21 protein-coding genes are annotated in these 22,099 nt (G+C 67.1%); 13 read left to right on the top strand and 8 right to left on the bottom strand.

What is annotated here, in order from left to right:
• Nucleotides 1-149: 149 nt before the first annotated feature.
• The 3 genes from APY03_RS39065 to nuoF are packed head-to-tail and all read left to right on the top strand — an operon-like array spanning nucleotide 150 to nucleotide 2,602.
• On the top strand, nucleotides 150-644 hold the full coding sequence (locus tag APY03_RS39065; RefSeq protein WP_068686114.1) for a hypothetical protein: 495 nt from the start codon (nucleotides 150-152) through the stop codon (nucleotides 642-644).
• A 45-nt stretch (nucleotides 645-689) separates the two neighbouring features.
• A complete protein-coding gene (locus APY03_RS39060; RefSeq protein WP_068686112.1) occupies nucleotides 690-1,283 on the top strand; it encodes a GNAT family N-acetyltransferase in 594 nt (197 codons plus the stop codon).
• Nucleotides 1,280-2,602, top strand: a complete 1,323-nt coding sequence (nuoF, locus tag APY03_RS39055; protein WP_068686109.1) for an NADH-quinone oxidoreductase subunit NuoF — start codon at nucleotides 1,280-1,282, stop codon at nucleotides 2,600-2,602. The genes APY03_RS39060 and nuoF overlap by 4 nt, the downstream gene beginning before the upstream one ends.
• A gap of 48 nt (nucleotides 2,603-2,650) precedes the next feature.
• Here the strand turns inward: nuoF and APY03_RS39050 are convergent, their stop codons facing one another.
• From APY03_RS39050 to APY03_RS39040, 3 genes are read right to left on the bottom strand one after another with little or no spacing between them, the layout of a single operon-like run.
• Nucleotides 2,651-4,036: an efflux transporter outer membrane subunit gene (locus APY03_RS39050; protein ID WP_068686107.1), complete on the bottom strand. Its 1,386-nt coding sequence runs from the start codon at nucleotides 4,034-4,036 to the stop codon at nucleotides 2,651-2,653.
• Nucleotides 4,033-7,326 (bottom strand): efflux RND transporter permease subunit, encoded by a 3,294-nt coding sequence (locus APY03_RS39045; protein WP_068686105.1) that lies wholly within the window; start codon nucleotides 7,324-7,326, stop codon nucleotides 4,033-4,035. The genes APY03_RS39050 and APY03_RS39045 overlap by 4 nt, the downstream gene beginning before the upstream one ends.
• Nucleotides 7,327-7,336: 10 nt before the next feature.
• Nucleotides 7,337-8,551, bottom strand: a complete 1,215-nt coding sequence (locus APY03_RS39040; protein ID WP_068686103.1) for an efflux RND transporter periplasmic adaptor subunit — start codon at nucleotides 8,549-8,551, stop codon at nucleotides 7,337-7,339.
• 341 nt (nucleotides 8,552-8,892) lie between these two features.
• Between APY03_RS39040 and APY03_RS39035 the strand changes: the two genes are divergently transcribed.
• From APY03_RS39035 to APY03_RS39000, 8 genes are all read left to right on the top strand, one after another.
• The gene (locus APY03_RS39035; protein WP_068686101.1) at nucleotides 8,893-9,549 is read left to right on the top strand and encodes a VOC family protein; all 657 of its coding nucleotides are present in this window, start codon (nucleotides 8,893-8,895) and stop codon (nucleotides 9,547-9,549) included.
• 147 nt (nucleotides 9,550-9,696) lie between these two features.
• Nucleotides 9,697-10,080, top strand: a complete 384-nt coding sequence (locus APY03_RS39030; RefSeq protein ID WP_068686099.1) for a hypothetical protein — start codon at nucleotides 9,697-9,699, stop codon at nucleotides 10,078-10,080.
• 136 nt (nucleotides 10,081-10,216) lie between these two features.
• Nucleotides 10,217-10,843: a DsbA family protein gene (locus tag APY03_RS39025; RefSeq protein ID WP_068686097.1), complete on the top strand. Its 627-nt coding sequence runs from the start codon at nucleotides 10,217-10,219 to the stop codon at nucleotides 10,841-10,843.
• 171 nt (nucleotides 10,844-11,014) lie between these two features.
• Nucleotides 11,015-11,776, top strand: coding sequence for an SDR family oxidoreductase (locus tag APY03_RS39020; protein WP_068686095.1), 762 nt, complete (start codon nucleotides 11,015-11,017; stop codon nucleotides 11,774-11,776).
• A gap of 95 nt (nucleotides 11,777-11,871) precedes the next feature.
• Nucleotides 11,872-12,996 carry a GTP 3',8-cyclase MoaA gene (gene moaA, locus APY03_RS39015; RefSeq protein WP_068686093.1) on the top strand — a complete coding sequence of 375 codons (1,125 nt, stop codon included), beginning with the start codon at nucleotides 11,872-11,874 and terminating at the stop codon, nucleotides 12,994-12,996.
• Nucleotides 12,993-13,643 (top strand): molybdenum cofactor guanylyltransferase MobA, encoded by a 651-nt coding sequence (gene mobA / locus APY03_RS39010; protein WP_068686090.1) that lies wholly within the window; start codon nucleotides 12,993-12,995, stop codon nucleotides 13,641-13,643. The genes moaA and mobA overlap by 4 nt, the downstream gene beginning before the upstream one ends.
• A gap of 73 nt (nucleotides 13,644-13,716) precedes the next feature.
• Nucleotides 13,717-15,030, top strand: a complete 1,314-nt coding sequence (gene moeA / locus APY03_RS39005) for a molybdopterin molybdotransferase MoeA (RefSeq protein WP_068686088.1) — start codon at nucleotides 13,717-13,719, stop codon at nucleotides 15,028-15,030.
• Nucleotides 15,031-15,068: 38 nt separating this feature from the next.
• A complete protein-coding gene (locus tag APY03_RS39000; protein ID WP_068686086.1) occupies nucleotides 15,069-15,572 on the top strand; it encodes a Crp/Fnr family transcriptional regulator in 504 nt (167 codons plus the stop codon).
• Here the strand turns inward: APY03_RS39000 and rnhA are convergent.
• Both rnhA and APY03_RS38990 read right to left on the bottom strand, forming a co-directional pair.
• The gene (rnhA, locus tag APY03_RS38995; protein ID WP_068686084.1) at nucleotides 15,569-16,018 is read right to left on the bottom strand and encodes a ribonuclease HI; all 450 of its coding nucleotides are present in this window, start codon (nucleotides 16,016-16,018) and stop codon (nucleotides 15,569-15,571) included. The genes APY03_RS39000 and rnhA overlap by 4 nt on opposite strands.
• A complete protein-coding gene (locus APY03_RS38990) occupies nucleotides 16,015-16,797 on the bottom strand; it encodes a class I SAM-dependent methyltransferase (RefSeq protein WP_068686082.1) in 783 nt (260 codons plus the stop codon). Before APY03_RS38990 ends, rnhA begins: the two co-directional genes overlap by 4 nt.
• A gap of 19 nt (nucleotides 16,798-16,816) precedes the next feature.
• On the opposite strand from APY03_RS38990, the gene gloB reads away from it, so the two are divergent.
• Nucleotides 16,817-17,614: a hydroxyacylglutathione hydrolase gene (gloB, locus tag APY03_RS38985; protein ID WP_068686080.1), complete on the top strand. Its 798-nt coding sequence runs from the start codon at nucleotides 16,817-16,819 to the stop codon at nucleotides 17,612-17,614.
• Nucleotides 17,611-19,233, top strand: a complete 1,623-nt coding sequence (locus tag APY03_RS38980) for a transglycosylase SLT domain-containing protein (protein ID WP_068686078.1) — start codon at nucleotides 17,611-17,613, stop codon at nucleotides 19,231-19,233. The genes gloB and APY03_RS38980 overlap by 4 nt, the downstream gene beginning before the upstream one ends.
• A 46-nt stretch (nucleotides 19,234-19,279) precedes the next feature.
• On the opposite strand, the gene APY03_RS38975 is transcribed toward APY03_RS38980, so the two are convergent.
• From APY03_RS38975 to APY03_RS38965, 3 genes are read right to left on the bottom strand one after another with little or no spacing between them, the layout of a single operon-like run.
• Nucleotides 19,280-20,113 carry an ABC transporter permease gene (locus APY03_RS38975; protein WP_068686076.1) on the bottom strand — a complete coding sequence of 278 codons (834 nt, stop codon included), beginning with the start codon at nucleotides 20,111-20,113 and terminating at the stop codon, nucleotides 19,280-19,282.
• Nucleotides 20,113-20,937: an ABC transporter ATP-binding protein gene (locus tag APY03_RS38970; protein WP_068686074.1), complete on the bottom strand. Its 825-nt coding sequence runs from the start codon at nucleotides 20,935-20,937 to the stop codon at nucleotides 20,113-20,115. The genes APY03_RS38975 and APY03_RS38970 overlap by 1 nt, the downstream gene beginning before the upstream one ends.
• A 47-nt stretch (nucleotides 20,938-20,984) precedes the next feature.
• Nucleotides 20,985-22,022 (bottom strand): ABC transporter substrate-binding protein, encoded by a 1,038-nt coding sequence (locus APY03_RS38965; RefSeq protein ID WP_068686072.1) that lies wholly within the window; start codon nucleotides 22,020-22,022, stop codon nucleotides 20,985-20,987.
• Nucleotides 22,023-22,099: the final 77 nt, after the last annotated feature.

The following is a 22,099-nucleotide window of genomic DNA, read 5'->3' as shown; positions in this document are numbered from 1 at the left end:
CGCTTGCGGCGCAGGCAGAGTCTTCACATCGCGCACCGACACCATCGTCCGATAGCCAGTCGCGGACGATCCGGCGATATTTCGCTCATGTCTTGCGTATTTGTTCGCTGCAATCCGACAGGTACGCGACGCAACCCGATGGAGCTGCCATGAGCGATTTCTCCCTGCATCCGGAGCGTGGTCCGATCCTCTCATCGACGCGCCCGCCGTCCGCACGGCGCGGCTCGCCCGGGGTGCAGTTGTCGGCAAGGGAACACCAGTACCGCGTGATGGAACACGCCTTCCGTGCCAGCGGAGGCATCGCGAGATCCGACGAGGTCACGGCACGGCTTTCCAGACGTACGGACCAGCCGATCTCGGTGCTCGCACGCTGGATCGTCAGCCATGACGTCCTGAGCTTCCGCTGGCAATCGCGCACGATGCTGCCCTTGTTTCAGTTCGACGCGCACACGATGACACTCCGTCCACCTGTCGTGGACGTGATCCGCGAGCTGGTACCCGTGCTGGGCGACTGGGAAGCCGCCCTATGGTTTGCATGCCCGAACGGGTGGCTCGACAACGCTGCGCCGGTGGATGTCATCGGCCCGGATGCGCGCGCCGTGCACCAGGCTGCGAGGGCCGATCGCTACCTTACGCAGAGTTGACGCACGTCGCAGCCCCTACAGTGCTCTGAATCTGGAGGATCTGCCATGCGCAGCGAACCTGCCTCTCCGATCTCAGGTGTCGAGATGCGCTTGCGCTCGCTGCATCTGCGTCCGATCCACCCCGCAGATCTTCCGCTCCTGCGGGAATTCGTGAAGCATCTGTCGCAGGACACCGGCTACAAGCGGCTGCTGTCCGGACGTACGCCGACGGAGGACGAACTGCGGCGCTGGAGCGCGATCGATGTCTCGCGTGAAGGCGCCATCGTGGCCATCGACAAAGGGCCAAACGGCGAACGCCTTGTCGGTGTGGCTCGCTACGTGATGCAGTCCCCCGACGAGACGGATTTCGCGATCGTGATAGCCGACGCCTGGCAGCGCCGCGGACTGGGACGCGAGCTGATGACGAGGCTGATCGCCGCGGCTCGAGCTCACGGCGTTCGCAACCTGAGCGGGATTGCGCTTTCCACCAACTTCGCCATGCGATCGCTGGCGCGCGCAATGGGCTTCGAAGCCGCGCGCATGTCGGATGCCCTCGCCATCAAGCTGAGCCTCGACCTATCGAACACCGATGTGCATGCTGGAAATGCCACCGGCGCCAACCCGTCCGACGCGGATCAACGTGCGAGCTCGTCACGATGAATCCCGACCAGCTGCTGTCGCAGTTCAGCGCGACAGGTATCCAGACATGCTTCCATGGCCGCCACATCAAGCCCCAGATCTACGCTGGCCTGAATGGCAGCAACTGGCACCTGGGCGACTACGAACTGCGCGGCGGGTACCAGGGGCTGCGCATGATCCTCGAGGGCGGCCTTACGCCCGACCATGTGATCGCCGAGATCAAGGCATCGGCCCTGCGCGGACGCGGCGGCGCCGGCTTTCCGACGGGGCTGAAGTGGAGCTTCATGCCTCGGCAGTTTCCCGGTCAGAAGTACCTCCTATGCAACTCGGACGAGGGAGAGCCGGGAACCTTCAAGGACCGTGACATCCTCCTGTACAACCCGCACATCGTGATAGAAGGAATGATCATCGCGGCGTACTCAATGGGCGCAAGCGTCGGCTACAACTACATTCATGGAGAGATCTTCAACGCCTATGAGCGCTTCGAGGCAGCGCTCGCTGAAGCCCGTGCAGCAGGCTACCTGGGCGACAACATCCTGGGCAGCGGCCTTGCCTTCCAGCTCCATGCAACACATGGCTTCGGTGCCTACATCTGCGGAGAGGAGACTGCCATGCTCGAGTCGCTCGAGGGCAAGCGTGGCCAGCCTCGCTTCAAGCCGCCGTTTCCAGCAAGTTTCGGGTTGTATGGAAGACCCACCACGATCAACAACACTGAGACCTTCGCGGCGGTCCCCTGGATCATCCGCAACGGCGCCTCGGCCTATCTCGAATGCGGATTACCCAACAATGGTGGCACCAAGATCTTCTCCGTCAGCGGTGACGTCGAGCTGCCCGGCAACTATGAGATCCCGATGGGCACACCCTTTGCCGAGCTGCTTGAACTGGCTGGCGGCGTGCGGCGCGGGCGAAAGCTCAAGGCCGTGATTCCTGGCGGTGCTTCCTCCCCGGTACTTCCCGGGGAAGTTGCCCTGGAGCTGACAATGGACTTCGATGCGATTGCAAAGGCCGGCTCGATGCTGGGCTCGGCGGCGGTGATCGTGATCGATGACAGCCGTTCCATGGTGGAGTCACTGAAGCGGCTGTCCTACTTCTACATGCACGAGTCCTGCGGCCAATGCACGCCGTGCCGCGAAGGGTCGGGCTGGCTGTGGCGAATCATCGACCGCATTCACCAGGGCAAGGGCAAGGCCTCGGACTTGGCCTTGCTGAACTCGCTGTGCGACAACATCCAGGGTCGTACGATCTGCGCGCTCGGCGATTCAGCCGCTGCACCGGTACGCGCCATGATCAGGCACTTTCGACACGAGTTCGAGATGCTCGTTCCTCCGGGCTCGCCATAGGCCGGCACTGCACGGTGCCCGGCCCGCTCGTCAGCTGGCCGGCGCTGGCTAAGACGGCCAGCCTCCTCCTAGTGCCTTGTAGACGCCCACGAGCGAGGTGGCGGCCGCAGTCTGGGCTTGGGCAAGCTGGTCGCGCGCGGACAGCATTTCGCGTTCGGCATCAAGAACAGGCAGGAAATCACTCACACCGGCAGTGAAGCGCTCGCGTGCGATCAGCGCTGCGCTCTCAGCGGCGCGAGCGGCGTCATACAGGTGCTCGGCCTGCCGCTGGCTGCGCGTGTAGGTCGCGAGCGCACCTTCTGCTTCCTCGAGCGCGGTGAGCACTGTGCGCTCGTAGACGAGCATCGCCGCGTCGCCACGTGCATCAGCCGCAGCGATCCGGGCGCGAATGCGGCCGAAGTCGAGCAGGTTCCAGACCATCCGCGCGCCCAGGCTATACGCATAGGACGCGCCATCGCCAAGATTGCCGAGCGTCAGCGCGTTCTGCCCGATCGTCCCTCCAAGAGTGATCCGGGGAAAGAGCTCTGCGCGCGCCACGCCGACTCGCGCGGCTGCGGCGGCTGCCTGCTGCTCCGCCGCCAGGATGTCAGGACGGCGACGCAGCAGACTTTCCGGCGAGCCGATGCCCCCCAGGGCCACGCTCTTGAGCCCAGGCAACGGTTTGGGCACGCTCAGCTCGACGTCGAGGGCCGTCGGCTGTTCACCGCACAGCCTGCTCAGGCGATAGCGTGCTCGAAGCACGGCCGCCTCCAGCGCCGGTACGCTGGCTGCGGCGGACTGCACCAGGACGCGCGCGCGCTCGGCGTCGAATGCCGTGCCTCGGCCCGCGTCGTGCCGAGCCTTGACCAGCTCCAGCACCGATCGCCGGGTTTCCAGCGATGCGTAGGCCACGCGCAATCGCTCCTGCAGGCCGCGCAGTTCGAAATAGATGCGCGCCACTTCGGCGCTCACGCTGAGGTGGACGAAGTGCAGGCCGGCCTCGCTGGCCGTCACGTCCGCCACGGCGGCGCGGCGCTCGTCACCCAGGCGCCCGAACAGGTCCACTTCCCAGTTCACATCGAAGCCCACCGCGTAGGCGTGGTTCGTTCGAGGGTTCCCCGCGGCGTCGGGGGCTCGCACGCGCCCCGCGCCGGCAGCCACGTCGACGGCGGGCAGCAGCTGCGCTTCGGCGAATTGCGCCAGCGCGCGCGCCTCGCGCAGGTTCGCGCCAGCGATGCGAAGGTCGGCATTGGCCCCGAGCGCACGCGCAACAAGAGCGTCGAGTTGTGCGTCCTGGAAACCGCGCCAGAATTCCGCCGCGGGTTCTTCCTGGGCCGCTTCGTCGGGCCGATTGGCAAAGCCAGGGGTCGACGGCGGCTCGTAGAGCTTGTAGTTGGGCGCATGGGAACAGGCAGACAGGAACGCAACTACCGCAAGGATGGTCAGGGTTTTCATTTCGCACCATGCGTCTGGGGCGGCAATGCGTCGTCCACGCCCGGGTGAAAGGGGTGGGCAGCTGCATCGATCTGGTGGCGCAGCTCTGCGGCATCCGCGCGCTGTTTCTCGGTGCTCTTGCGCAGCAGCACGTAGAACAGCGGCGTGAGGAAGATGCCGAACAACGTCACCCCGACCATCCCGGAGAACACCGCGACGCCCATGGCACGGCGCATCTCGCTGCCTGCGCCGCTGCCCAGGATCAGCGGGATGACGCCTGCACAGAATGCGATCGAGGTCATCAGGATCGGGCGCAGGCGCAGCCGGCAAGCCTCGATCACGGCTTCCACAATCGGCTTGCCGCGCTCTTCGAGCTCCTTGGCGAATTCGACGATGAGGATGGCGTTCTTGCAGGCCAGCCCCACCAGCACGACCAGGGCCACCTGGGTGAACAGGTTCAGGTCGCCCACCTGGCCGAACGGTGGCAGGTGCGACAGCCACACGCCGAACAGGGCCGACAGGATGCACATTGGCACGATGAGGACGATCGACAGGGGCAGGCTCCAGCTCTCATACTGGGCCGCAAGTACCAGCACGACCAGGATCACCGACAGGAGCAGCACAACGGTGAGCGTCGGAATCTTGACGCCGAGACCCGGCACGGCGACGTCGCGTGTCAGCCGATCCTGGTAGGACAGCTCCGTCCACTCGTAGCTCATCCCACGCGGGATGTTCTTCAGCAGGCGCTCGATCTCGCCTTCGGCCTGGCTGCTGGAGACGCCCGGCTTGGCCGCACCATTGATGTCGGCTGAAGGAAAGCCGTTGTAGCGAGTCACACGGGTGGGTCCGAAAGTCGGCTCGACTTGCATCAGCGCACCCAACGACACCATCTCGCCGCGACCGTTGCGCGTCTTCAGATCGATGATGCTCCGGGCCTGCGTCCGATAACCGGTGTCGGCCTGGACGATCACCTGGTAGGTCTTGCCGAAGCGGTTGAAGTCGTTGACGTAGAGCGAGCCCAGGTTGATCTGCAGCGTGTCGTAGATGTCCTGCAGCGCCACGCCCATCTGCTTGGCCTTCGTGCGGTCCACATTGGCGAAGAGCTGCGGCACGTTGATGTCGTAGTTCGAATAGGGCGTGCCGATGCTGGATGCGGGGTCGGCGTAGATGGGTCTGAGCGTGTCCCGGACGGCAGCGAACAGCGCCTGCTCCCCCTGCCCGCCTCGGTCCTGCACCTGCAACTTGAAGCCTCCGGCATTCCCCAGGCCGTCCACGGCAGGCGGCGGCACGACGAACATGCGAGCGCCCTGGATGGCCTGGATGGCACCGTTGACGCGGGCGAGAACGGCTTCCTTCGAGAGCTCTCGCGACCGGCGTTCCTCGAACGGAGCGAGCAGAAAGAACAGCACGCCTTCGTTGGGTGCGGAGGAGAAGCCTGCGATCGACAGCCCGGGGTAGCTCGTCACATCCACGATGCCGGGGACCTTCAGCGCGATCTCGGTCATTTCCCGAAGCACCCGTTCGGTCCGCTCCAACGTGGCGCCGGCAGGAAGTTGAGCGATGCCGATCAGGTATTGCTTGTCGGGTGCCGGAACGAAGCCGCTCGGAATACGCGAGATCAGCACGACAGTAGCCAACAGCAGACCGGCATAGACGGCCAGGGCTATCGACTTTCGCTTGAGCAGGCCGGAGACGCCGCGGCTGTAGTTCTCGCTGCCGAGGTGGAAGGCATGGTTGAACCAGCGGAAGAAGCGGCCGAAGAGCCGGTCCATCACGCGCATCACGGCATCCTTGGGCGCGTCGTGCGGCCTCAGCAGGATGGCCGCGAGCGCAGGAGACAGTGTGAGCGAATTGATGGCGGAAATCACGGTGGAGATCGCGATCGTCGCGGCGAACTGCTTGTAGAACTGTCCCGACAGGCCCGGCACGAAGGTGAGCGGAACAAACACCGCGCACAGTACCAGCGCGATCGCGACGATGGGCCCGCTGACCTCCCGCATGGCCTTGACCGAGGCATCGTGCGGCGTCAGCCCGTCTTCCAGATTGCGCTCGACGTTCTCGACGACCACGATCGCATCGTCGACCACGATGCCGATCGCCAGCACCAGACCGAACAAGGTGAGCGTGTTGATCGAGTAGCCGAGGGCCAGCAGCACGGCGAAGGTACCGACGATCGACACCGGTACGGCCAGCAGCGGGATGATCGAGGCGCGCCAGGTCTGCAGGAACAGGATCACCACAAGCACCACCAGCAACACCGCCTCGACAAGGGTGTGCACCACTTTATCGATCGAGATCTGGACGAAGCGCGTAGGGTCGTAGACGATCGCATAGTCCACCCCCTGCGGAAAGTCGGCCTTCAGCCGCGCCATGGTGGCGCGCACCCTCTCGGAGACCTCGAGTGCGTTGGAGCCGGGGGCCTGGAAGATCCCGATGGCCGCGGCTTCCTTGTTGTTGATAAGGCTGCCCACCGCGTAGGAGTTGGAGCTGATCTCGACGCGCCCGACATCCCGGATGCGGATCAGGGCACCGGTGGCCGGGTCGGTGCGCACGATGATGTCGGCGAACTCCTCCTCGCGCACCAGGCGGCCCCGGGTATTGACCGCAAGCTGGAATTCCGTGCCCCTGGGCGAGGGTGGCGCCCCCACCACCCCGGCGGCCACCTGGACGTTCTGTTCGCGCACGGCCGCCACCACGTCGCCGGCCGTCATGTTGCTGCCGGCGAGCTTCTGCGGATCCAACCAGATGCGCATGGCGTAGTCGCCGCCGCCGAAGAACATCACCGAGCCCATGCCTGGAATCCGCAACAGCTCGTCGCGCACCTGCTGGTGGGCGTAGTTGCGCAGATAGAGGGTGTCGCGGCTCTGGTCGGGGCTGACCATATGCACGACCATGGTCAGGTTCGGGGACTGCTTTTCGGTGATCACGCCGATCTGCCGCACGATCTCAGGCAAACGGGGCAAGGCACGGTTGACGCGGTTCTGCACCGCAGTCTCGGCCTGCTCGGGGCTGGTCCCGATGCGGAAGGTGACCGTCAGGTTCAGGGAGCCGTTGGCTGTGGCCTGACTCTCGTAGTACAGCATGTTCTCCACGCCGTTGATCTGCTCCTCCAGCGGCGTGGCGACAGTTTCCGAGACGACGCGCGGATTGGCGCCGGGGAACTGGGCGCGCACGACGATCTGCGGCGGCGTCACGTCGGGATACTCGGAGACCGGCAACTGGAAGATCGACAACAGTCCGACCAGGAAGATGAAGATCGACAGCACCGCTGCAAAGCGGGGGCGCTCGATGAAGAAGCGCGAGATGTCCATGCTGCACCTCTCAGTTCTGCGCCATTGCGGAGGGGGCGCCTCCCGCGGCACGGACGCTTGCCGGCAGAGGCATGCCCTTGTCGTCAACAGCAAGCGACTGCGGCGTCACCGGCGCACCAGGCAGGGCCCGCAACAAGCCGTCCACGATGACCCGCTCGCCGGCCGTGACACCCGCGACCACGCGCATGCCCTCGATGAGCGCGCCCAGCTTGATCTCGCGCGGCTGAACGATGTCGTTCTCGCCGACGACGAGCACCATCTTGCGCGTCTGGTCCGTCGTGATGGCACGCTCGGGCACCAGTGTGGCTTTGTAGCTGCCGCTGCCGATCAGCTTGACGCGAGCGAAAAGGCCCGGCGTGAAGTGCCCTTGCTGGTTGTCGAATGCTGCGCGCCCCCGGATCGATGCCGTGAGCGGGTTGAGCCGGTTGTCGACGAAGTCCAGGTGTCCCTTGTGCGGAAATCCCTCCTCGTCGGCCAGCCCCATCATCACGGGATTGGGCACGTCACGCCCGGAAGGCCGTGTGCCGTCGCGTGCCGCCTTCACGTACTTGAGGTATGTTGCCTCGCTGGCATCGAAGTAGGCATAGACCTTGTCACTCGACACCAGGGTCGTCAACACGGGATCGCCGACGCTGACAAGGTTGCCCGGCGTGATGTTGGCACGCGAGGTGCGGCCCGCCACAGGTGCGGTGATGCGGGTGAATTCAAGGTTCAACCGAGCGTGGGTCAGCGCTGCTTCTGCGGCCTGGATGTCGGAGTGCGCGTTGCGCGCACCGGCGCGCAACTGGTCGATCTCCTGCTGGCTGACACCTTGGATCTGGATCAGCTTCTCGGCGCGCGCCAGGTCACTCTTGCTCAGTTCGGCCTGGGTGCGTGCTGTCCCTAGTCGAGCCTCCAGGCGCGCCACCTCGGCAGCGAACGGACGCGGGTCGATGGTGAACAAGGGGTCGCCCTTCCTGACCATCTGGCCTTCTCGGAAATGCACGGCGTAGAGAGCACCTGCAACGCGTGCGCGTATCTCGACAGTGTCGGGCGCCTCCAGGCGCGCCGTGAACTCATCGAACTCCTGCACCTCGCGCTCCAGGGCCGATGCGACCGAAACCTGTGGTGGGGCGCTGGCCTGTGGCGGCTCCTCTTGGCCGCAGCCAGCGGCAATCCATGCCACGGACACCAATGCCAAGGCGGCGCTCATGGAATGCCGCCGACGAAGTGACTGATGATTCATGGCGTTCTCCAAGCGATCGTGAAGGCAAGACAGTCATCTTCGACACGCTTCAGGGAGGTGGCATCGGACAGAGGATTACCTGGGGGTTGAGCCAAGGGGCGAAGAAGTCATTGGCTTCCCGTGGACGCTGAGGCCCTGCAGGACGGCGCGTGTGGCTCGAGAGGAAGAAGCTTGGGCGATGCATCCTCCGGCACCCTCTCACTGGCTCGCCACTCTCCGCTTGCACCATGGTCGTACCCGGCCCTCCCACCACCGTGCAATTGCTCCTACGCCGCCCCTCTGCTGTGATCAACACCGGGGCGTGCCACTTTTCCAAGGCACCCTTAACCAAGGAGCTTCATATGAGCGCTACCCACCAGCCCGGACAAACTGAACCAGCTGCGCCCGACGTGCGGCGGATCGACTTGAAACTCGAAGTCGTCACCATCCCCGTATCCAGCGCCGAGCGCGCCAAGCGCTTCTACGAGAACCTCGGCTGGCGGCTCGATGCTGATGTGAAGATGGGCGAGGCATTCCACGTCCTGCAGTTCACCCCTCCAGGGTCTTCATGCTCGGTGCATGTCGCAATGGGCGCCACGCCCGCCCCTCCAGGCTCCTGCCAAGGGCTTTTTCTCGCGGTGTCGGACATCGAGGCGGCACGGTCGGATCTGCTTCGGCGCGGTGTCAGTGTGGGCGAGATCTTCCATAGGGTACCGGGAGAGGAGTCAGGGCCAGGGCCGCACCCCGAGCGGCGTACGTACTCCTCTTATGCGGCCTTCAACGATCCTGACGGCAACGGATGGCTGCTGCAGGAGGTCACCTCGCGCCTCCCGGGCCGACTCGACACGGGCGTCGTGGCGTTCACCTCTCCGTCGGAACTGGCCGCCGCGCTGCGGCGGACGGCCGCGGCACATGGAGAGCATGAGAAGAGCGCGGGCGGGGAGCACGATGTGAACTGGCCCGACTGGTATGCGGACCATCTCTTCGTGGAACAGTCCGGCAACTCCCTGCCCACATGATCTCCGCGCGGCAGCGAGTCCAGCGCCTTCGCGCATTGTCGCCACTCGACCAGTGCGCGGCGCGCTTGCGCATCGAGTCTCATGCCTCGCTTCCCGAGGCCACCCACCCGGCTCCTCCACCCTTCTCAACTTGCGAAAGAAACCGTCATGAACCTCTCTCCGATCATCGCTGCCGCCGCCCTCTCCTGCCTGTTCGCGGTGAATGCCAACGCGGAGCAATACCACGGCGTGCTGCAGTTCAAATCCACCGCGAGCCGTGCCGAAGTGCAGGCCCAAGCGCTTGCTACGTCCCACGCGCCCGATCCCTTCCGCGAGGGTGCCTACGCAGGTGTTGCGCCTGCGCTCGGCGGACAGATCGACAAGACAAACGTGCACGCACAAGCGCTGACCGCCGCGCGTGCGGGAAACCCGTTCGGCGACAGCGCCGGCGCGGGCGTTGCCAGTGTCTTCCCAGGTGCGGTCGATCGCCAGGCCGTTCGCGCCGAAGCGCGCGCCACCGCCGCACGCGGCGTGGCTGAAGCGCTCCAGTGACTACGCCCGGGGCCTCTCTGACCCGCGAGGGCTTGAATGTCTCATGCAGCCCTCTTGCCCAGGCGCTCGTGCCTGGGCGCTGCCGCGCTCGGCGTGGCCGCCTCCTCGAGTTGTTTGGTGTGGGCAGGATGACTTCATGAAGAAAGCACTTTCGACAAATCTCCTCGCTCCCTGCGACCCAGTGGACCACGTCCTGGGCGCAGCGGACGCCATGGTTGACATCGTTGAATACGGCGACTTCGAGTGCCCCTTGTGTGGACAGGCACACGCGGCATTGAAGATCGTGTTCGCACATTACAGTCCGCAACTGCGCATTGCCTTCCGACATTTTCCTCTGCGGGAGGTCCATCCGAAAGCCGAGCTCGCGGCGGAAGCGGCGGAGGCGGGCGCCGCTCAAGGAAAGTTCTGGGAGATGCACGACCTGCTCTTCCGAAACCAGCGAAGGCTCGACAGGGATTGCTTGAGCGACTATGCCGCGCACATTGGGCTGAATGTCCACCGGTTCGACGACGAGATGGACACCCATGTGCACTTGTCGAGGGTAAGACACCAAGTTGCCGTAGCGGAGGGCATACCGGTGAGGGCTCGACCGGCGTTTTTTGTCAACGGAGCGTTTACAGATGTTTCCTTCGGGCTCTTGCGTCTGCAGCAGGCAGTGGATGAGGCGTTGAGGGTTGCCCTCCACCAGAAGGTTCCAAGCATGGACAGGGCGAGTCGAAGAGCGCCAAGCCCAAAGCCTGAAGCGAAAGCCAAGGTTCTCTAACAGCGGATGGGACGGGACCGTGTCCTCGCTCCATCAACGTCGGACGCAGGGAACCGTCGAAGAGAGGGCTTCTTGAAGGACAGAGGCGACCTGCAACAAACGGCTACAAGGCAGTGCGGACGGGGGTGCCTACACTTGCCCGTTTCTTCCCACCCCCTGGAGACACAAGGAATGCGCGTCAAAGACAAATCCATCATCGTGACCGGCGCCGGCGGCGGCATCGGGGAAGGCATTGCCAAGCGCCTGGCAGCCGAGGGCGCGCAGGTCGTCGTGAACGACATCAACGCCGCGCTCGGCGAACAGGTGGTCGAGGCCATCCTGCGCGCGGGCGGCAAGGCCTCCTTCTTCGCGGCCGATGTCACGAAGTCGGCCGAGGTCCAGGCCCTGGTTGCCGCCGCCGTGCAGCGCCACGGCAAGCTCGACGTAATGGTCAACAACGCGGGCTGGACCCACCGCAACCGCCCGGCCCTCGAAGTGGGCGAGGACGAGTTCGACCGCTGCTACGCGGTCAATGTGAAGAGCATCTATCTCTCCACCATCCACGCGGTGCCGGCCTTCCGCGCCAATGGCGGCGGCGCCTTCATCAACATCGCCTCCACGGCCGGCGTGCGTCCGCGCCCGGGCCTCACCTGGTACAACGGCTCGAAAGGCGCGGTGATCACCACCAGCAAGTCGCTGGCCGCCGAGTTCGGGCCGGACAACATCCGCGTCAATTGCATCAACCCCGTGTTCAACCCCGACACCGGCCTCGCGGCCGAGTTCGCCGGCGGCCCGATCACCGAGGAGCGCAAGGCCAAGTTCCTCGCCAGCATCCCGCTCGGCCGCTTCTCGACCGCGCTCGACGTCGCCAATGCGGCGCTGTACCTGGCCAGCGACGAGGCCGCCTTCATCAGCGGCGTCTGCATCGAGGTGGACGGCGCGCGCTGCGTGTAGGCCCAGGGAACGGGCGCGGATGTCCGCTTTGATCAAGCCTCTATTCAGCGGCAGAGGGGCGCCAAGCCCCGCAATGGGGTAAATTGCCCTTCCGAATGAGCAGCAAGCACATCGTCCCCGTCTCCCAGATCGGCCGCGCGCCCCGCGGCGCGGCGCTGCCCGAGCACGTGGTGGCGGCGACCGGCGTGCTGCTAGACCAGCGCTCGCGTCCGCTCACCGACCTGCGCATAAGCGTCACCGACCGGTGCAACTTCCGCTGCAGCTACTGCATGCCCAAGGAAGTCTTCGACAAGGACTACCAGTACCTGCCGCACAGCGCGCTCCTGAGCTTCGAGGAAATCACCCGGCTGGCGCGCATCTTCGCCACGCACGGCGTGCGCAAGATCCGGCTCACCGGTGGCGAGCCGCTGCTGCGCAAGAACCTGGAACTGCTCGTCGAGCAGCTGGCGGCGATCCGCACGCCCGAAGGCAAGCCCCTGGACCTCACGCTCACCACCAACGGCTCCCTGCTCGCCCGCAAGGCCGCGGCGCTCAAGGACGCGGGCCTGCAGCGCGTGACCGTCAGCCTCGACGGCCTCGACGACACCGTGTTCCGCCGCATGAACGATGTCGACTTCCCGGTGGCCCAGGTGCTCGCCGGCATCGATGCGGCGCACGCCGCCGGGCTAGGCCCGATCAAGGTGAACATGGTGGTCAAGCGCGGCACCAACGAGCAGGAGATCCTGCCGATGGCGCGGCGCTTCCGCGGCACCGGCGTCGTGCTGCGCTTCATCGAATACATGGACGTCGGCGCCACCAACGGCTGGCGCATGGACGAGGTGCTGCCCTCGGCCGAGGTGCTGCAGCGCATCGCCGAAGCGTTTCCCCTGGTGCCGCTCGACGCGACGGCCCCGGGCGAAACCGCCCAGCGCTGGGCCTACCGCGACGGCGGCGGCGAGATCGGCGTGATCAGCAGCGTGACCCAGGCCTTCTGCCACGACTGCACCCGCGCGCGCCTGTCGACCGAGGGCAAGCTCTACCTCTGCCTGTTCGCGACCAGCGGGCACGACCTGCGGCCGCTGCTGCGCGGCGACGCCGACGATGCCCGGATCGCCTCCGCAATCGGCCATGTCTGGCAGGGCCGTGCCGACCGCTACTCGGAGTTGCGCGCGCTGCGCGGCCCCGACACGGAGGCGGGCGGCGGCGCGCGTCGTGTCGAGATGAGTTACATCGGCGGATGAGCGCTTCCACTGCCATCGCTGCCGGCGAGATCACCGGCCTCGTCCTCGCTGGCGGCCGCGGCTCGCGCATGGGCGGCATCGACAAGGGCCTGCAGAACTTCAACGGCACGCCGCTCGCGCTGCACGCGCTGATGCGGCTCCAGTCGCAGGTCGGCGAGCTGATGATCAACGCCAACCGCAACATCGCGGCCTATGAATCCTTCGGCGTGCCGGTCTGGCCGGATGGCCTTGCGGACTATGCGGGGCCGCTGGCGGGCTTCCTGACCGGGCTGGAGCGCTGCGAGACGCCCTACCTGCTCACGGTGCCCTGCGACACGCCGCTGTTCCCCCTCGACCTGGCCGCCCGCCTTGGCGAGGCGCTGCTGGCGCACGACGCCGAGATCGCGATGGTCAACGCTCCCGAAGCCGCGGCCGAAGCGGACGGCGCCTCAGCCCTGCGGCCCCAGCCCGTGTTCTGCCTGCTGCGCGCCAACCTGCTCGAAAGCCTGGTGCGCTTCACGCAGGGTGGTGGCCGCAAGATCGACCGCTGGACTGCCCAGCACCGCACGGCGCTGGTGCCCTTCGACCGCCCGGGCGATGCGCCGGGTGCCTTCTTCAACGCCAACACGCTGGCCGAGCTGCACACGCTCGAAAGCCAGCGTCGCTGAGTCCTATCTTCATGAGCCGCACGGCCGCTCCGAAGGCGAATAGCACCGCAGCCCGCTGGGCGGAGGTTATTCGATGAGCCGCATTGCCGAGATCGCTGCCGAACTGGCCGGCTACGACCCCAAGGCCCTCGGCGTCGATGCGGTGCAGGGCTTCCTGGCCCGGCTCGCGCAATCGGCGGTGGTCACGCAGAGCGAGAACATCCCGCTGCGCGACGCGCTCGGCCGCGTGCTGGCCGAGGACATCATCTCGCCCGTGAGCGTGCCGCCGCACGACAACTCGGCCATGGACGGCTTCGCCTTCGACGGCGCCCTGCTGCCGGCCGATGCCGCCAGCGACGCCTCGGTGAGCCTGCGCGTGGTGGGCACTGCGCTCGCCGGCACGGCCTGGCGCGGCCCGCTGGCGCCGGGCGACGCCGTCAAGATCATGACCGGCGCCGTGATGCCGGCCGGCCTCGACACCGTGGTCCCGCAGGAGTTCTGCTTCGTCGACGGCGAACAGGTGCGCTTTCCCGCCAAGGCCCTGCGGCGCGGCGACAACCGCCGCCTGGCCGGCGAGGACCTGCAGCAGGGCCAGCCCGCCCTGTTGCGTGGCGAACGCCTGTCGCCCGCCGCGCTGGGCATGGTGGCCAGCCTCGGGTTGCCCATGGTGCCGGTGTTGCGCCGCCTGCGCGTGGCCTACTTCTCGACCGGCGACGAGATCCTGAGCCTGGGCGAGCTGCCGCGCGAAGGCGCGGTCTACGACAGCAACCGCTACACGGTGTTCGGCCTGCTCACCCGCCTCGGCTGCGAGGTGATCGACCTGGGCCTGGTGCGCGACGACCCCGCCGCGCTGGCCGCCACGCTGCGCCGCGCCGCGACCGAGGCCGACGCCATCATCACCAGCGGCGGCGTCAGCGTCGGCGAGGCCGACCACACGCGCGCCGTGATGCAGCAACAGGGCGACATGGCCTTCTGGCGGGTGGCGATGCGCCCGGGCCGGCCGATGGCGGTGGGCCTCATTCCGAGGCAGCGCGCGGCCGGCGGCACGGCCGTGCTGTTCGGCCTGCCCGGCAACCCTGTCGCCGTGATGGTCACCTTCCTCGCCTTCGTGCGGCCGGCCTTGCTGCGCATGATGGGCTGCCACGAAAAGGGCTGCGCGCCGCCGCCACTGCTGCGCGCCAGGAGCGTCGATGCGATCCGCAAGAAGCCGGGACGCACCGAATACCAGCGCGGCCGGGTCGAGCCGCAACCGGGCTCGCTGCCCGAGGTGCGCATCGCCGGCAACCAGGGCTCCGGCGTGCTCAGCTCGATGGTCGAGGCCAATGGCCTGGTCGTGCTGCACCACGCGCAGGACAGCGTCGCCGCAGGCGACCTGGTCGACGTGATGATGTTCGAAGGCGTGATCTAGATCCAGGATCGCGGTCCCAGCCCGCGCAGGAGACGCGCATGCTCGCAGCCAGAATCGAGTTGATGCAGCAGATGCCGATCTTCGGCGCCATCGACGCCGCGGCCATCGAGTTCCTGCTCGAGCCCGCGCCGGTGATCGAGGTCGCGGCCGGCGACTACTTCTGCCGCGAGGGCGACCTGGCCGACGGCATGTACGTGCTCGAGCGCGGCCGTGTGACCGTATCGAAGAGCTGGGAGGACCAGCGCCTGCTGCTGCGCCGGCTGGGGCCGGGCGACTGCTTCGGAGAGATGGCTCTCCTGGACTTGTTCCCGCGCAGCGCGTCGATCCGTGCCGACGAGGACTGCAGCGCCATCCGGATCACGCCCGACAACCTGCTTCGCCTGTTCGAGCACGATGCCGTGCAGTTCGCGCTGATCCAGATGAACATCGGCCGAGAAATCAGCCGCCGCCTGCGCTACACCGACGAGCTGCTGTTCCGCGCCCGCATGGGCGAGGTGCTGGAGGCGCCGGAGCGCCTCGTCACGCGGCCGGGCGGACTCTAGAGCCGCCCGAGCGCCCGCTCCACGCCCTTGTTGGCCAGCATGTCGGCACGGTCGTTGCCGACATCGCCCGAGTGGCCCCGCACCCAGCGCCATTCGATCTGGTGGCCGCCTTCGGACACCAGCTTGTCCAGCTCCTTCCACAGTTCCACGTTCTTCACCGGCTGCCTGGTCGAGGTCAGCCAGCCCTTGGCCTTCCAGCCGCGCACCCATTCGGTGATGCCCATGCGCACGTACTGGCTGTCCAGGTAGAGGATCACCTTGCAGGGCCGCTTGAGCGCGCGCAGGCCCTCGATCACCGCCTTGAGCTCCATGCGATTGTTGGTGGTGTTGAGCTCGCCGCCGAAAAGCTCCTTCTCGGTGGCTCCCGACTTGAGCCAGGCGCCCCAGCCTCCGGGGCCCGGGTTGCCCTTGCAGGCACCGTCGGTGTAGATCTGCACTTCGGTCAAGAACCGCTTCCTTGTCGTTGTCGTGATCGATGATGTGGGTGGTGATGGCCCCGGTGCACCTTGCCGGCGATCGGCACCGGCGCGCTCGCGCGCTGCGCCGCGCGGCGCCAGTCGGCTGACAGCAGCCGCATGCCGCGCACCCGCTTGACCGCGACCAGGAAGTACACGGCGCCGAAGATCGGCCACCAGCGCTCGCCGAGGGTGTCGAACCATCGGCAGCGCTCGAGCCAGGCCTCGCTGCGCACCGCCGGCCGATAGATGCCGAAGTCGCCCGATTCGACCTCGAAGCTCAGGAGGCGCAGCCAGTCACGCATGCGCCTGTACCCGATGAAGTCGCCCGAGTCGGGCAGGAACAGCTCGCCGAAACCCAGCCGCCGATACATGTGCGCACGCCACTGGCGCATGCCCCACAGGCTGGCCGGGTTGAGCCCGCAGATCACCACGCGGCCCTCCGGCACCAGCACGCGCTCTACCTCGCGCAAGGTGCCGTGCGGGTCGTGGCTCAGCTCCAGCGCATGCGGCAGCACCACCAGGTCGAGGCTGTTGGCCGAGAACGGCAGCGCCGTGAAGTCGGTGACCAGCGCCGCACTTGCGGCGGCCGCGGGGTCGTCCAGGGCCAGCCAGCGGTGCGGCATGCGGTTGGTGCGCAGGCCGTCGACCTCGGCCACGCCGAGCTGCAGCGCGTGGTAGCCGAAGACGTCCGCCACCGCCTGGTCGAAATGCGACTGCTCCCACGCCAGCAGGTAGCGGCCGGGAGGGGTCTGGAACCACTCGTGCAAACCTATAATTTGACCGCTCATGAAGCTCGTTCCACTGCCCGCCTTCGCCGACAACTACATCTGGATGCTGCAGGATGGGCGCAACGCGCTCGTGGTCGACCCGGGAGATGCCGCGCCGGTGTTCGATGCGCTCGCTCGCGGCAATCTGCAGTTGGCCGCGATTCTAGTCACGCACCATCATGCCGATCACACCGGCGGTGTCGCGGCCCTGCGCGACGCCACTGGCGTGCCGGTCTTCGGCCCTGCGCGCGAAGCGATTCCCGAGCCCCTGACGCGCCTCTCACAGGGCGATCATGCAGAGGTCCTTGGCCTTCGCTTCGAGGTGATCGAGGTGCCGGGCCACACGGCAGGCCACATCGCGTACTTCCTGCCGGCCGATGCGGCGAACACCGCGGCCGGCGCACCGGCCCCGCTCGTCTTCTGCGGCGACACGCTGTTCTCCGGCGGCTGCGGCCGGCTCTTCGAGGGCACGCCCGCGCAGATGCTGGCTTCGCTCGACGCGCTGGCCGCCTTGCCCGGCGAAACCCGCGTGTGCTGCGCCCACGAATACACACTTGCTAACCTTCGCTTCGCACACGCCGTGGAACCCGGCAACACCGTGCTGACTCAGTACACGGCGCAGTGCGAGGCATTGCGTGCGCGCGGCGAGCCGACGCTGCCTTCGCAGCTCGCCACCGAACGCCAGATCAACCCCTTTCTTCGCAGCCGCGAAGCCGCCGTCCTGCAAGCAGTCCGCGCGCAAGCCAGCCTCTCCCCGCACAGCGGCGAGGCCGAGGTCTTCGCCGCACTGCGCCAATGGAAAAACGACTTTCGATGAAATTCATCCTAGCTGCCTGCCTTGCCGGCTCGCTGCTGCTCGCGGGCTGCGCGAGCACCACCGGGACGGGTTCCTCTCCCTCGACCCCCGTCGACACTGCGTCCACTGCGTCCACCCCGTCCACCGCGTCCAGCCCCGCCGCGGCCCCGGTCTATCCCGGCGGGCCGCTGACCCCCATCACCTCCGGCACCACCCGGTCGCGCTCCGTCGTCACGCTCGCACCGCCGGCCGACATGTGGGACCGCATCCGCCGCGGCTTCAAGATGCCCGACCTCGACACCGAGCTGGTGCGCGACCGCGAGCAGTGGTATGCGAGCCGGCCCGACTACATGCAGCGCATGACCGAGCGCTCCAGCCGCTACATCTTCCACATCGTCGAGGAACTCGAACGCCGCGACATGCCCACCGAGCTGGCGCTGCTGCCCTACATCGAGAGCGCCTTCAACCCGCAGGCCGTCTCCAGCGCCAAGGCCGCCGGCATGTGGCAGTTCATGCCCGCCACGGGCACAGACTTCGACCTCAAGCAGAACGTCTTCCGCGATGACCGCCGCGACGTCATTGCCTCCACCCGTGCGGCACTCGACTACCTGCAGAAGCTCTACGGCATGTTCGGCGACTGGCACCTCGCGCTGGCCGCCTACAACTGGGGCGAAGGCAGCGTGGGCCGCGCCATCGCCAGGAACCAGCGCGCCGGCCTGCCCACCGGCTATACCGACCTCAACATGCCGGCCGAGACCCGCTACTACGTGCCCAAGCTGCAGGCGGTAAAGAACATCGTCGCCAGCCCGGAGCGCTTCAACGCCGACCTGCCGGTCATCGCCAACCACCCCTACTTCCAGACAGTCACGCTCAAGCGCGACCTCGACGTCGCCCTCGCCGCCAAGCTGGCCGACGTGAAGATCGAGGACTTCCGCGCCCTCAATCCGTCCGCCCACAAGCCGGTGCTGCTGGCCGCAGGCACGCCCGAGATCCTGCTGCCGTGGGACAACGCCGCCGTGTTCCAGCGCAACTTCGAGGCATACACCCAAGGCCAGTACGCGAGCTGGACCGCCTGGACCGTGCCCTCCACGATGACGGTCGCCGACGCCGCCCAGCGCTCGGGCATGAGCGAGGCCGACCTGCGCGCCATCAACAACGTGCCGCCGCGCATGCTGATCAAGGCCGGCTCGACGCTGATCGTGCCGCGCGGCGCGCGCGTGCAGGAGGACGTGCAGGCCACCGTCGCCGACACCGGCCACCTGAGCTTCCAGCCCGAGCTCGTGACCCGCCGCACCACCGTCAAGGCGGGGCGCCGCGACAGCGTGGCGAGCATCGCCCGCCGCTACAGGCTCAGCCCCGCCAGCGTCGCCGAATGGAACGACGTCAAGACCAGCCATGTCTTCCAGCGCGGCGGATCGGTGGTGGTCTACCTGCCGGTGCGGGCCGCCCGCGCGGCGCGCGTCGGCCGGGGCGTCGCGGCGCGCGGCCGGCATGACAGCACCGTCGTGCTGACCAGCAAGCGCGGCGGCGGGGTCGTCAAGACCAGCGCCGCCAAGAACACACCGGCAGCGCGATCGGGCCCGTCGAGCAAGATCGTGCGCGAGAAGCGCGGCGGCACGCCCTCCAAGAAAAAGCGGTAGCCCGGGGCCGCGCAGGCACGGCGCTGCAACGGTGCGAGGCAGGCTCTCAGAGCTTCTCCGTCTCCCCGCTCTTCGGCTGCCATTTCATGAGCCGGCGCTCGATGACGCCCACCACGCCATCGAGCAACAGCGCGAAGGCGGTGAGCACCGCGATGCCGGCGAACACCGTGTTGACGTCGAAGGTGCCTTCGGCCTGCAGGATCAGGTAGCCCACGCCGCGCGCCGAGCCCAGGTATTCGCCCACCACGGCGCCGACGAAGGCCAGGCCCACGGAGGTATGCAGGCTGGAGAACACCCAGCTGGTTGCACTCGGCAGGTAGACCGTGCGCAGCAGCTGCCGCCGGCTCGCACCCAGCATGCGCGCGTTGGCCAGCACCACCGGGCTGACCTCCCTCACCCCCTGGTAGACATTGAAGAACACGATGAAGAACACCAGCGTGACCGCCAGCGCCACCTTGCTCCAGATGCCCAGGCCGAACCACAGCGCGAAGATGGGCGCCAGGATCACGCGCGGCATCGAGTTCGCGGCCTTGATGTAGGGGTCGAGGATCAGGCTGGCGGTGGGCGCCAGTGCGAGCCACAGCCCGCAGGCCAGCCCCAGCAGGGTGCCGATGCCGAAGGCCAGCACGGTCTCGAGCAGCGTCACGCCGAGGTGCAGGTAGATGTCGGCGCGGCCGGAAAGGCCGTCGGGAAAGAGCGTGTTCGGCGCGATCGCGATCGGCAGGAACCAGCTCCAGATCCGACCCGCCACCTTGACCGGCTCGCCGAGGAAGAAGGCGACCTGGGTGTCGCGCGACACCAGATGCCACAGCGCCAGCAGCACCACCAGCAGCGCGAGCTGCCAGCCGCGCGCGTTGCCTTCGTTCGGCCGCAGCCTCATCAGGCGGCCTTCTTCAATTGCTGCGCATAGCCCTTGAGCACCTCGTCGCGCAGCACGCTCCAGATCTGCGTGTGCAGTTCGACGAAGCGTGGATGCGTGCGCACCTCGGCCACGTCGCGCGGGCGCGCGAGGTCGATGACGAATTCGCCGATCGGATGCGTGGCGGGGCCGGCAGAGAGCACCACCACGCGGTCGCTCATCGCGATGGCCTCGTCGAGGTCATGCGTGATGAAGAGCACCGCTTTTCTCTTGGCAGCCCACAGGTCGAGCACCTCGTTCTCCATCAGCTGCCGCGTCTGCACGTCGAGCGCGCTGAAAGGTTCGTCCATGAGGATGATGTCCGGATCCAGCGCCAGCACCTGTGCCAGCGCCGTGCGCTTGCGCATGCCGCCCGAGAGCTCGTGCGGATAGCGGTCGCCGAAGCCCGCCAGCCCGACGCGCGCCAGCCACTGCTCGGCCAGCGCCCTCGCCTGCGCATCGGGCATGCCGCGGTACTGCAGGCCGAGCATCACGTTGCCCAGCGCACTTCGCCAGGGCATCAGCGCCTCGGTCTGGAACATGTAGCCCGCGCGGGTGTTGGTGCCTGAAAGCGGCTGGCCGAAGACCTTCACCGTGCCCGAGGACGGCTCGAGCAGGCCGGCGCCGACGTTGAGCAGCGTCGACTTGCCGCAGCCCGTGGGCCCGACCACCGAGACGAACTCGCCCGCGCGCACGCGCAGCGAGGTGCCAGCCACCGCGGTGTAGCGCTGGCCGCGCTCGTCCTTCGAGCGGAAGGTGCAGCTGATGTCGAGCAGTTCGAGCGCGTGGTCGGAGTCAGCGGGCATGGGCAGAAAAAAAGACCCGGCCGGAGCCGGGTCGCGAAAGCGGCAACTCAGGCTTTGAAGCGGTCCTTCGCACGTCGCGCGAAGTCGTTGGTGTAGGTCTTGGCCAGGTCGATCTTGTCGGCCTTCACAGCGGGGTCGAAGCTGGCAATCGCAGCCAGCGCGGTCTTCGGGCCCTCGGCAGGCACGATGCCGTCGGTCGCGATCGCCTCGCGCACCTTGTCGAAAGAGGCGAGGTAGAGGGCGCGGTCGCCGAGCAGGTAGGTCTCGGGCACGGTCTTGATGATGTCGCCCGGCCCCGCGGTCTGCAGCCACTTGAGGCCGTGCACGATCGCGTTGGCCAGCGCCTGGCAGGTGTTGGGATGCTTCTGGACGAACTCGGCCGGCGCGTACAGGCAGGCCGCCGGCATCGGGCCGCCGAACACCTCCTGCGTGCCCTTCAGGGTGCGCGTGTCGCTGATGATCTTCACGTCGCCCTTCTGCTCGAGCATGGTCATCACCGGGTCGGTGTTGCTGATGGCGTCGATCTGGCCCGAGCGCAATGCTGTCAGCGCGCCGGCCGCCACGCCCACGCCGATGAAGCTCACGTCGCTGGCCTTGAGCCCGCCGCGCGAGAGCACCAGGTTGGCCACCATGTTGGTGGACGAGCCCGGCGCCGACACGCCGATCTTCCTGCCCTTGAGATCGGCAATGCCCTTGTAGCCCGCCATGTTCTTGGTCGACACGCCGATCGCGATCTGCGGTGCGCGGCCTTGCAGCACGAAGGACTGGAAGACCTGGTTCTTGGCCTGCAGGTTGATGGTGTGCTCGTAGGCGCCCGAGCACACGTCGGCCGAGCCGCCCACCACCGCCTGCAACGCGCGCGCGCCACCGGCGAAGTCGGAGATCTCGACGTCGAGGCCCTCGGCCTTGAAGTAGCCCAGTTGCTCGGCGATGGTGAGCGGGAGGTAGTAGAAGGCCGCCTTGCCGCCGACAGCGATGGAAATCTTCGGCTTCTCGAGCTTGGCCTGGGCGCGCACCCAAAGCGGCACGGCAATGGATGCGGCACCCAGGGTCGCGGCGATGGTGAAGCTTCGGCGGTGGAGCATGCGTGTGGCCCTCGGGCTCTCTGGGTTCGTTGTTCGAATCGAGCTTAGGGGCGCGCACCTTCTGCCTGCATCGGGAA

The organism is Variovorax sp. WDL1 (assembly GCF_001541225.1).
Taxonomy (GTDB): domain Bacteria; phylum Pseudomonadota; class Gammaproteobacteria; order Burkholderiales; family Burkholderiaceae_C; genus Variovorax.
This window is presented reverse-complemented; position numbering and strand designations above follow the sequence as displayed.

Bases quoted from the DNA above. Each gene is read 5' to 3' on its own strand.
- APY03_RS39065 (WP_068686114.1), top strand. From the start codon at position 150: ATGAGCGATTTCTCCCTGCATCCGGAGCGTGGTCCGATCCTCTCATCG.
- APY03_RS39060 (WP_068686112.1), top strand. From the start codon at position 690: ATGCGCAGCGAACCTGCCTCTCCGATCTCAGGTGTCGAGATGCGCTTG.
- nuoF (WP_068686109.1), top strand. From the start codon at position 1,280: ATGAATCCCGACCAGCTGCTGTCGCAGTTCAGCGCGACAGGTATCCAG.
- APY03_RS39050 (WP_068686107.1), bottom strand. From the start codon at position 4,036: ATGAAAACCCTGACCATCCTTGCGGTAGTTGCGTTCCTGTCTGCCTGT.
- APY03_RS39045 (WP_068686105.1), bottom strand. From the start codon at position 7,326: ATGGACATCTCGCGCTTCTTCATCGAGCGCCCCCGCTTTGCAGCGGTG.
- APY03_RS39040 (WP_068686103.1), bottom strand. From the start codon at position 8,551: ATGAATCATCAGTCACTTCGTCGGCGGCATTCCATGAGCGCCGCCTTG.
- APY03_RS39035 (WP_068686101.1), top strand. From the start codon at position 8,893: ATGAGCGCTACCCACCAGCCCGGACAAACTGAACCAGCTGCGCCCGAC.
- APY03_RS39030 (WP_068686099.1), top strand. From the start codon at position 9,697: ATGAACCTCTCTCCGATCATCGCTGCCGCCGCCCTCTCCTGCCTGTTC.
- APY03_RS39025 (WP_068686097.1), top strand. From the start codon at position 10,217: ATGAAGAAAGCACTTTCGACAAATCTCCTCGCTCCCTGCGACCCAGTG.
- APY03_RS39020 (WP_068686095.1), top strand. From the start codon at position 11,015: ATGCGCGTCAAAGACAAATCCATCATCGTGACCGGCGCCGGCGGCGGC.
- moaA (WP_068686093.1), top strand. From the start codon at position 11,872: ATGAGCAGCAAGCACATCGTCCCCGTCTCCCAGATCGGCCGCGCGCCC.
- mobA (WP_068686090.1), top strand. From the start codon at position 12,993: ATGAGCGCTTCCACTGCCATCGCTGCCGGCGAGATCACCGGCCTCGTC.
- moeA (WP_068686088.1), top strand. From the start codon at position 13,717: ATGAGCCGCATTGCCGAGATCGCTGCCGAACTGGCCGGCTACGACCCC.
- APY03_RS39000 (WP_068686086.1), top strand. From the start codon at position 15,069: ATGCTCGCAGCCAGAATCGAGTTGATGCAGCAGATGCCGATCTTCGGC.
- gloB (WP_068686080.1), top strand. From the start codon at position 16,817: ATGAAGCTCGTTCCACTGCCCGCCTTCGCCGACAACTACATCTGGATG.
- APY03_RS38980 (WP_068686078.1), top strand. From the start codon at position 17,611: ATGAAATTCATCCTAGCTGCCTGCCTTGCCGGCTCGCTGCTGCTCGCG.
- APY03_RS38975 (WP_068686076.1), bottom strand. From the start codon at position 20,113: ATGAGGCTGCGGCCGAACGAAGGCAACGCGCGCGGCTGGCAGCTCGCG.
- APY03_RS38970 (WP_068686074.1), bottom strand. From the start codon at position 20,937: ATGCCCGCTGACTCCGACCACGCGCTCGAACTGCTCGACATCAGCTGC.
- APY03_RS38965 (WP_068686072.1), bottom strand. From the start codon at position 22,022: ATGCTCCACCGCCGAAGCTTCACCATCGCCGCGACCCTGGGTGCCGCA.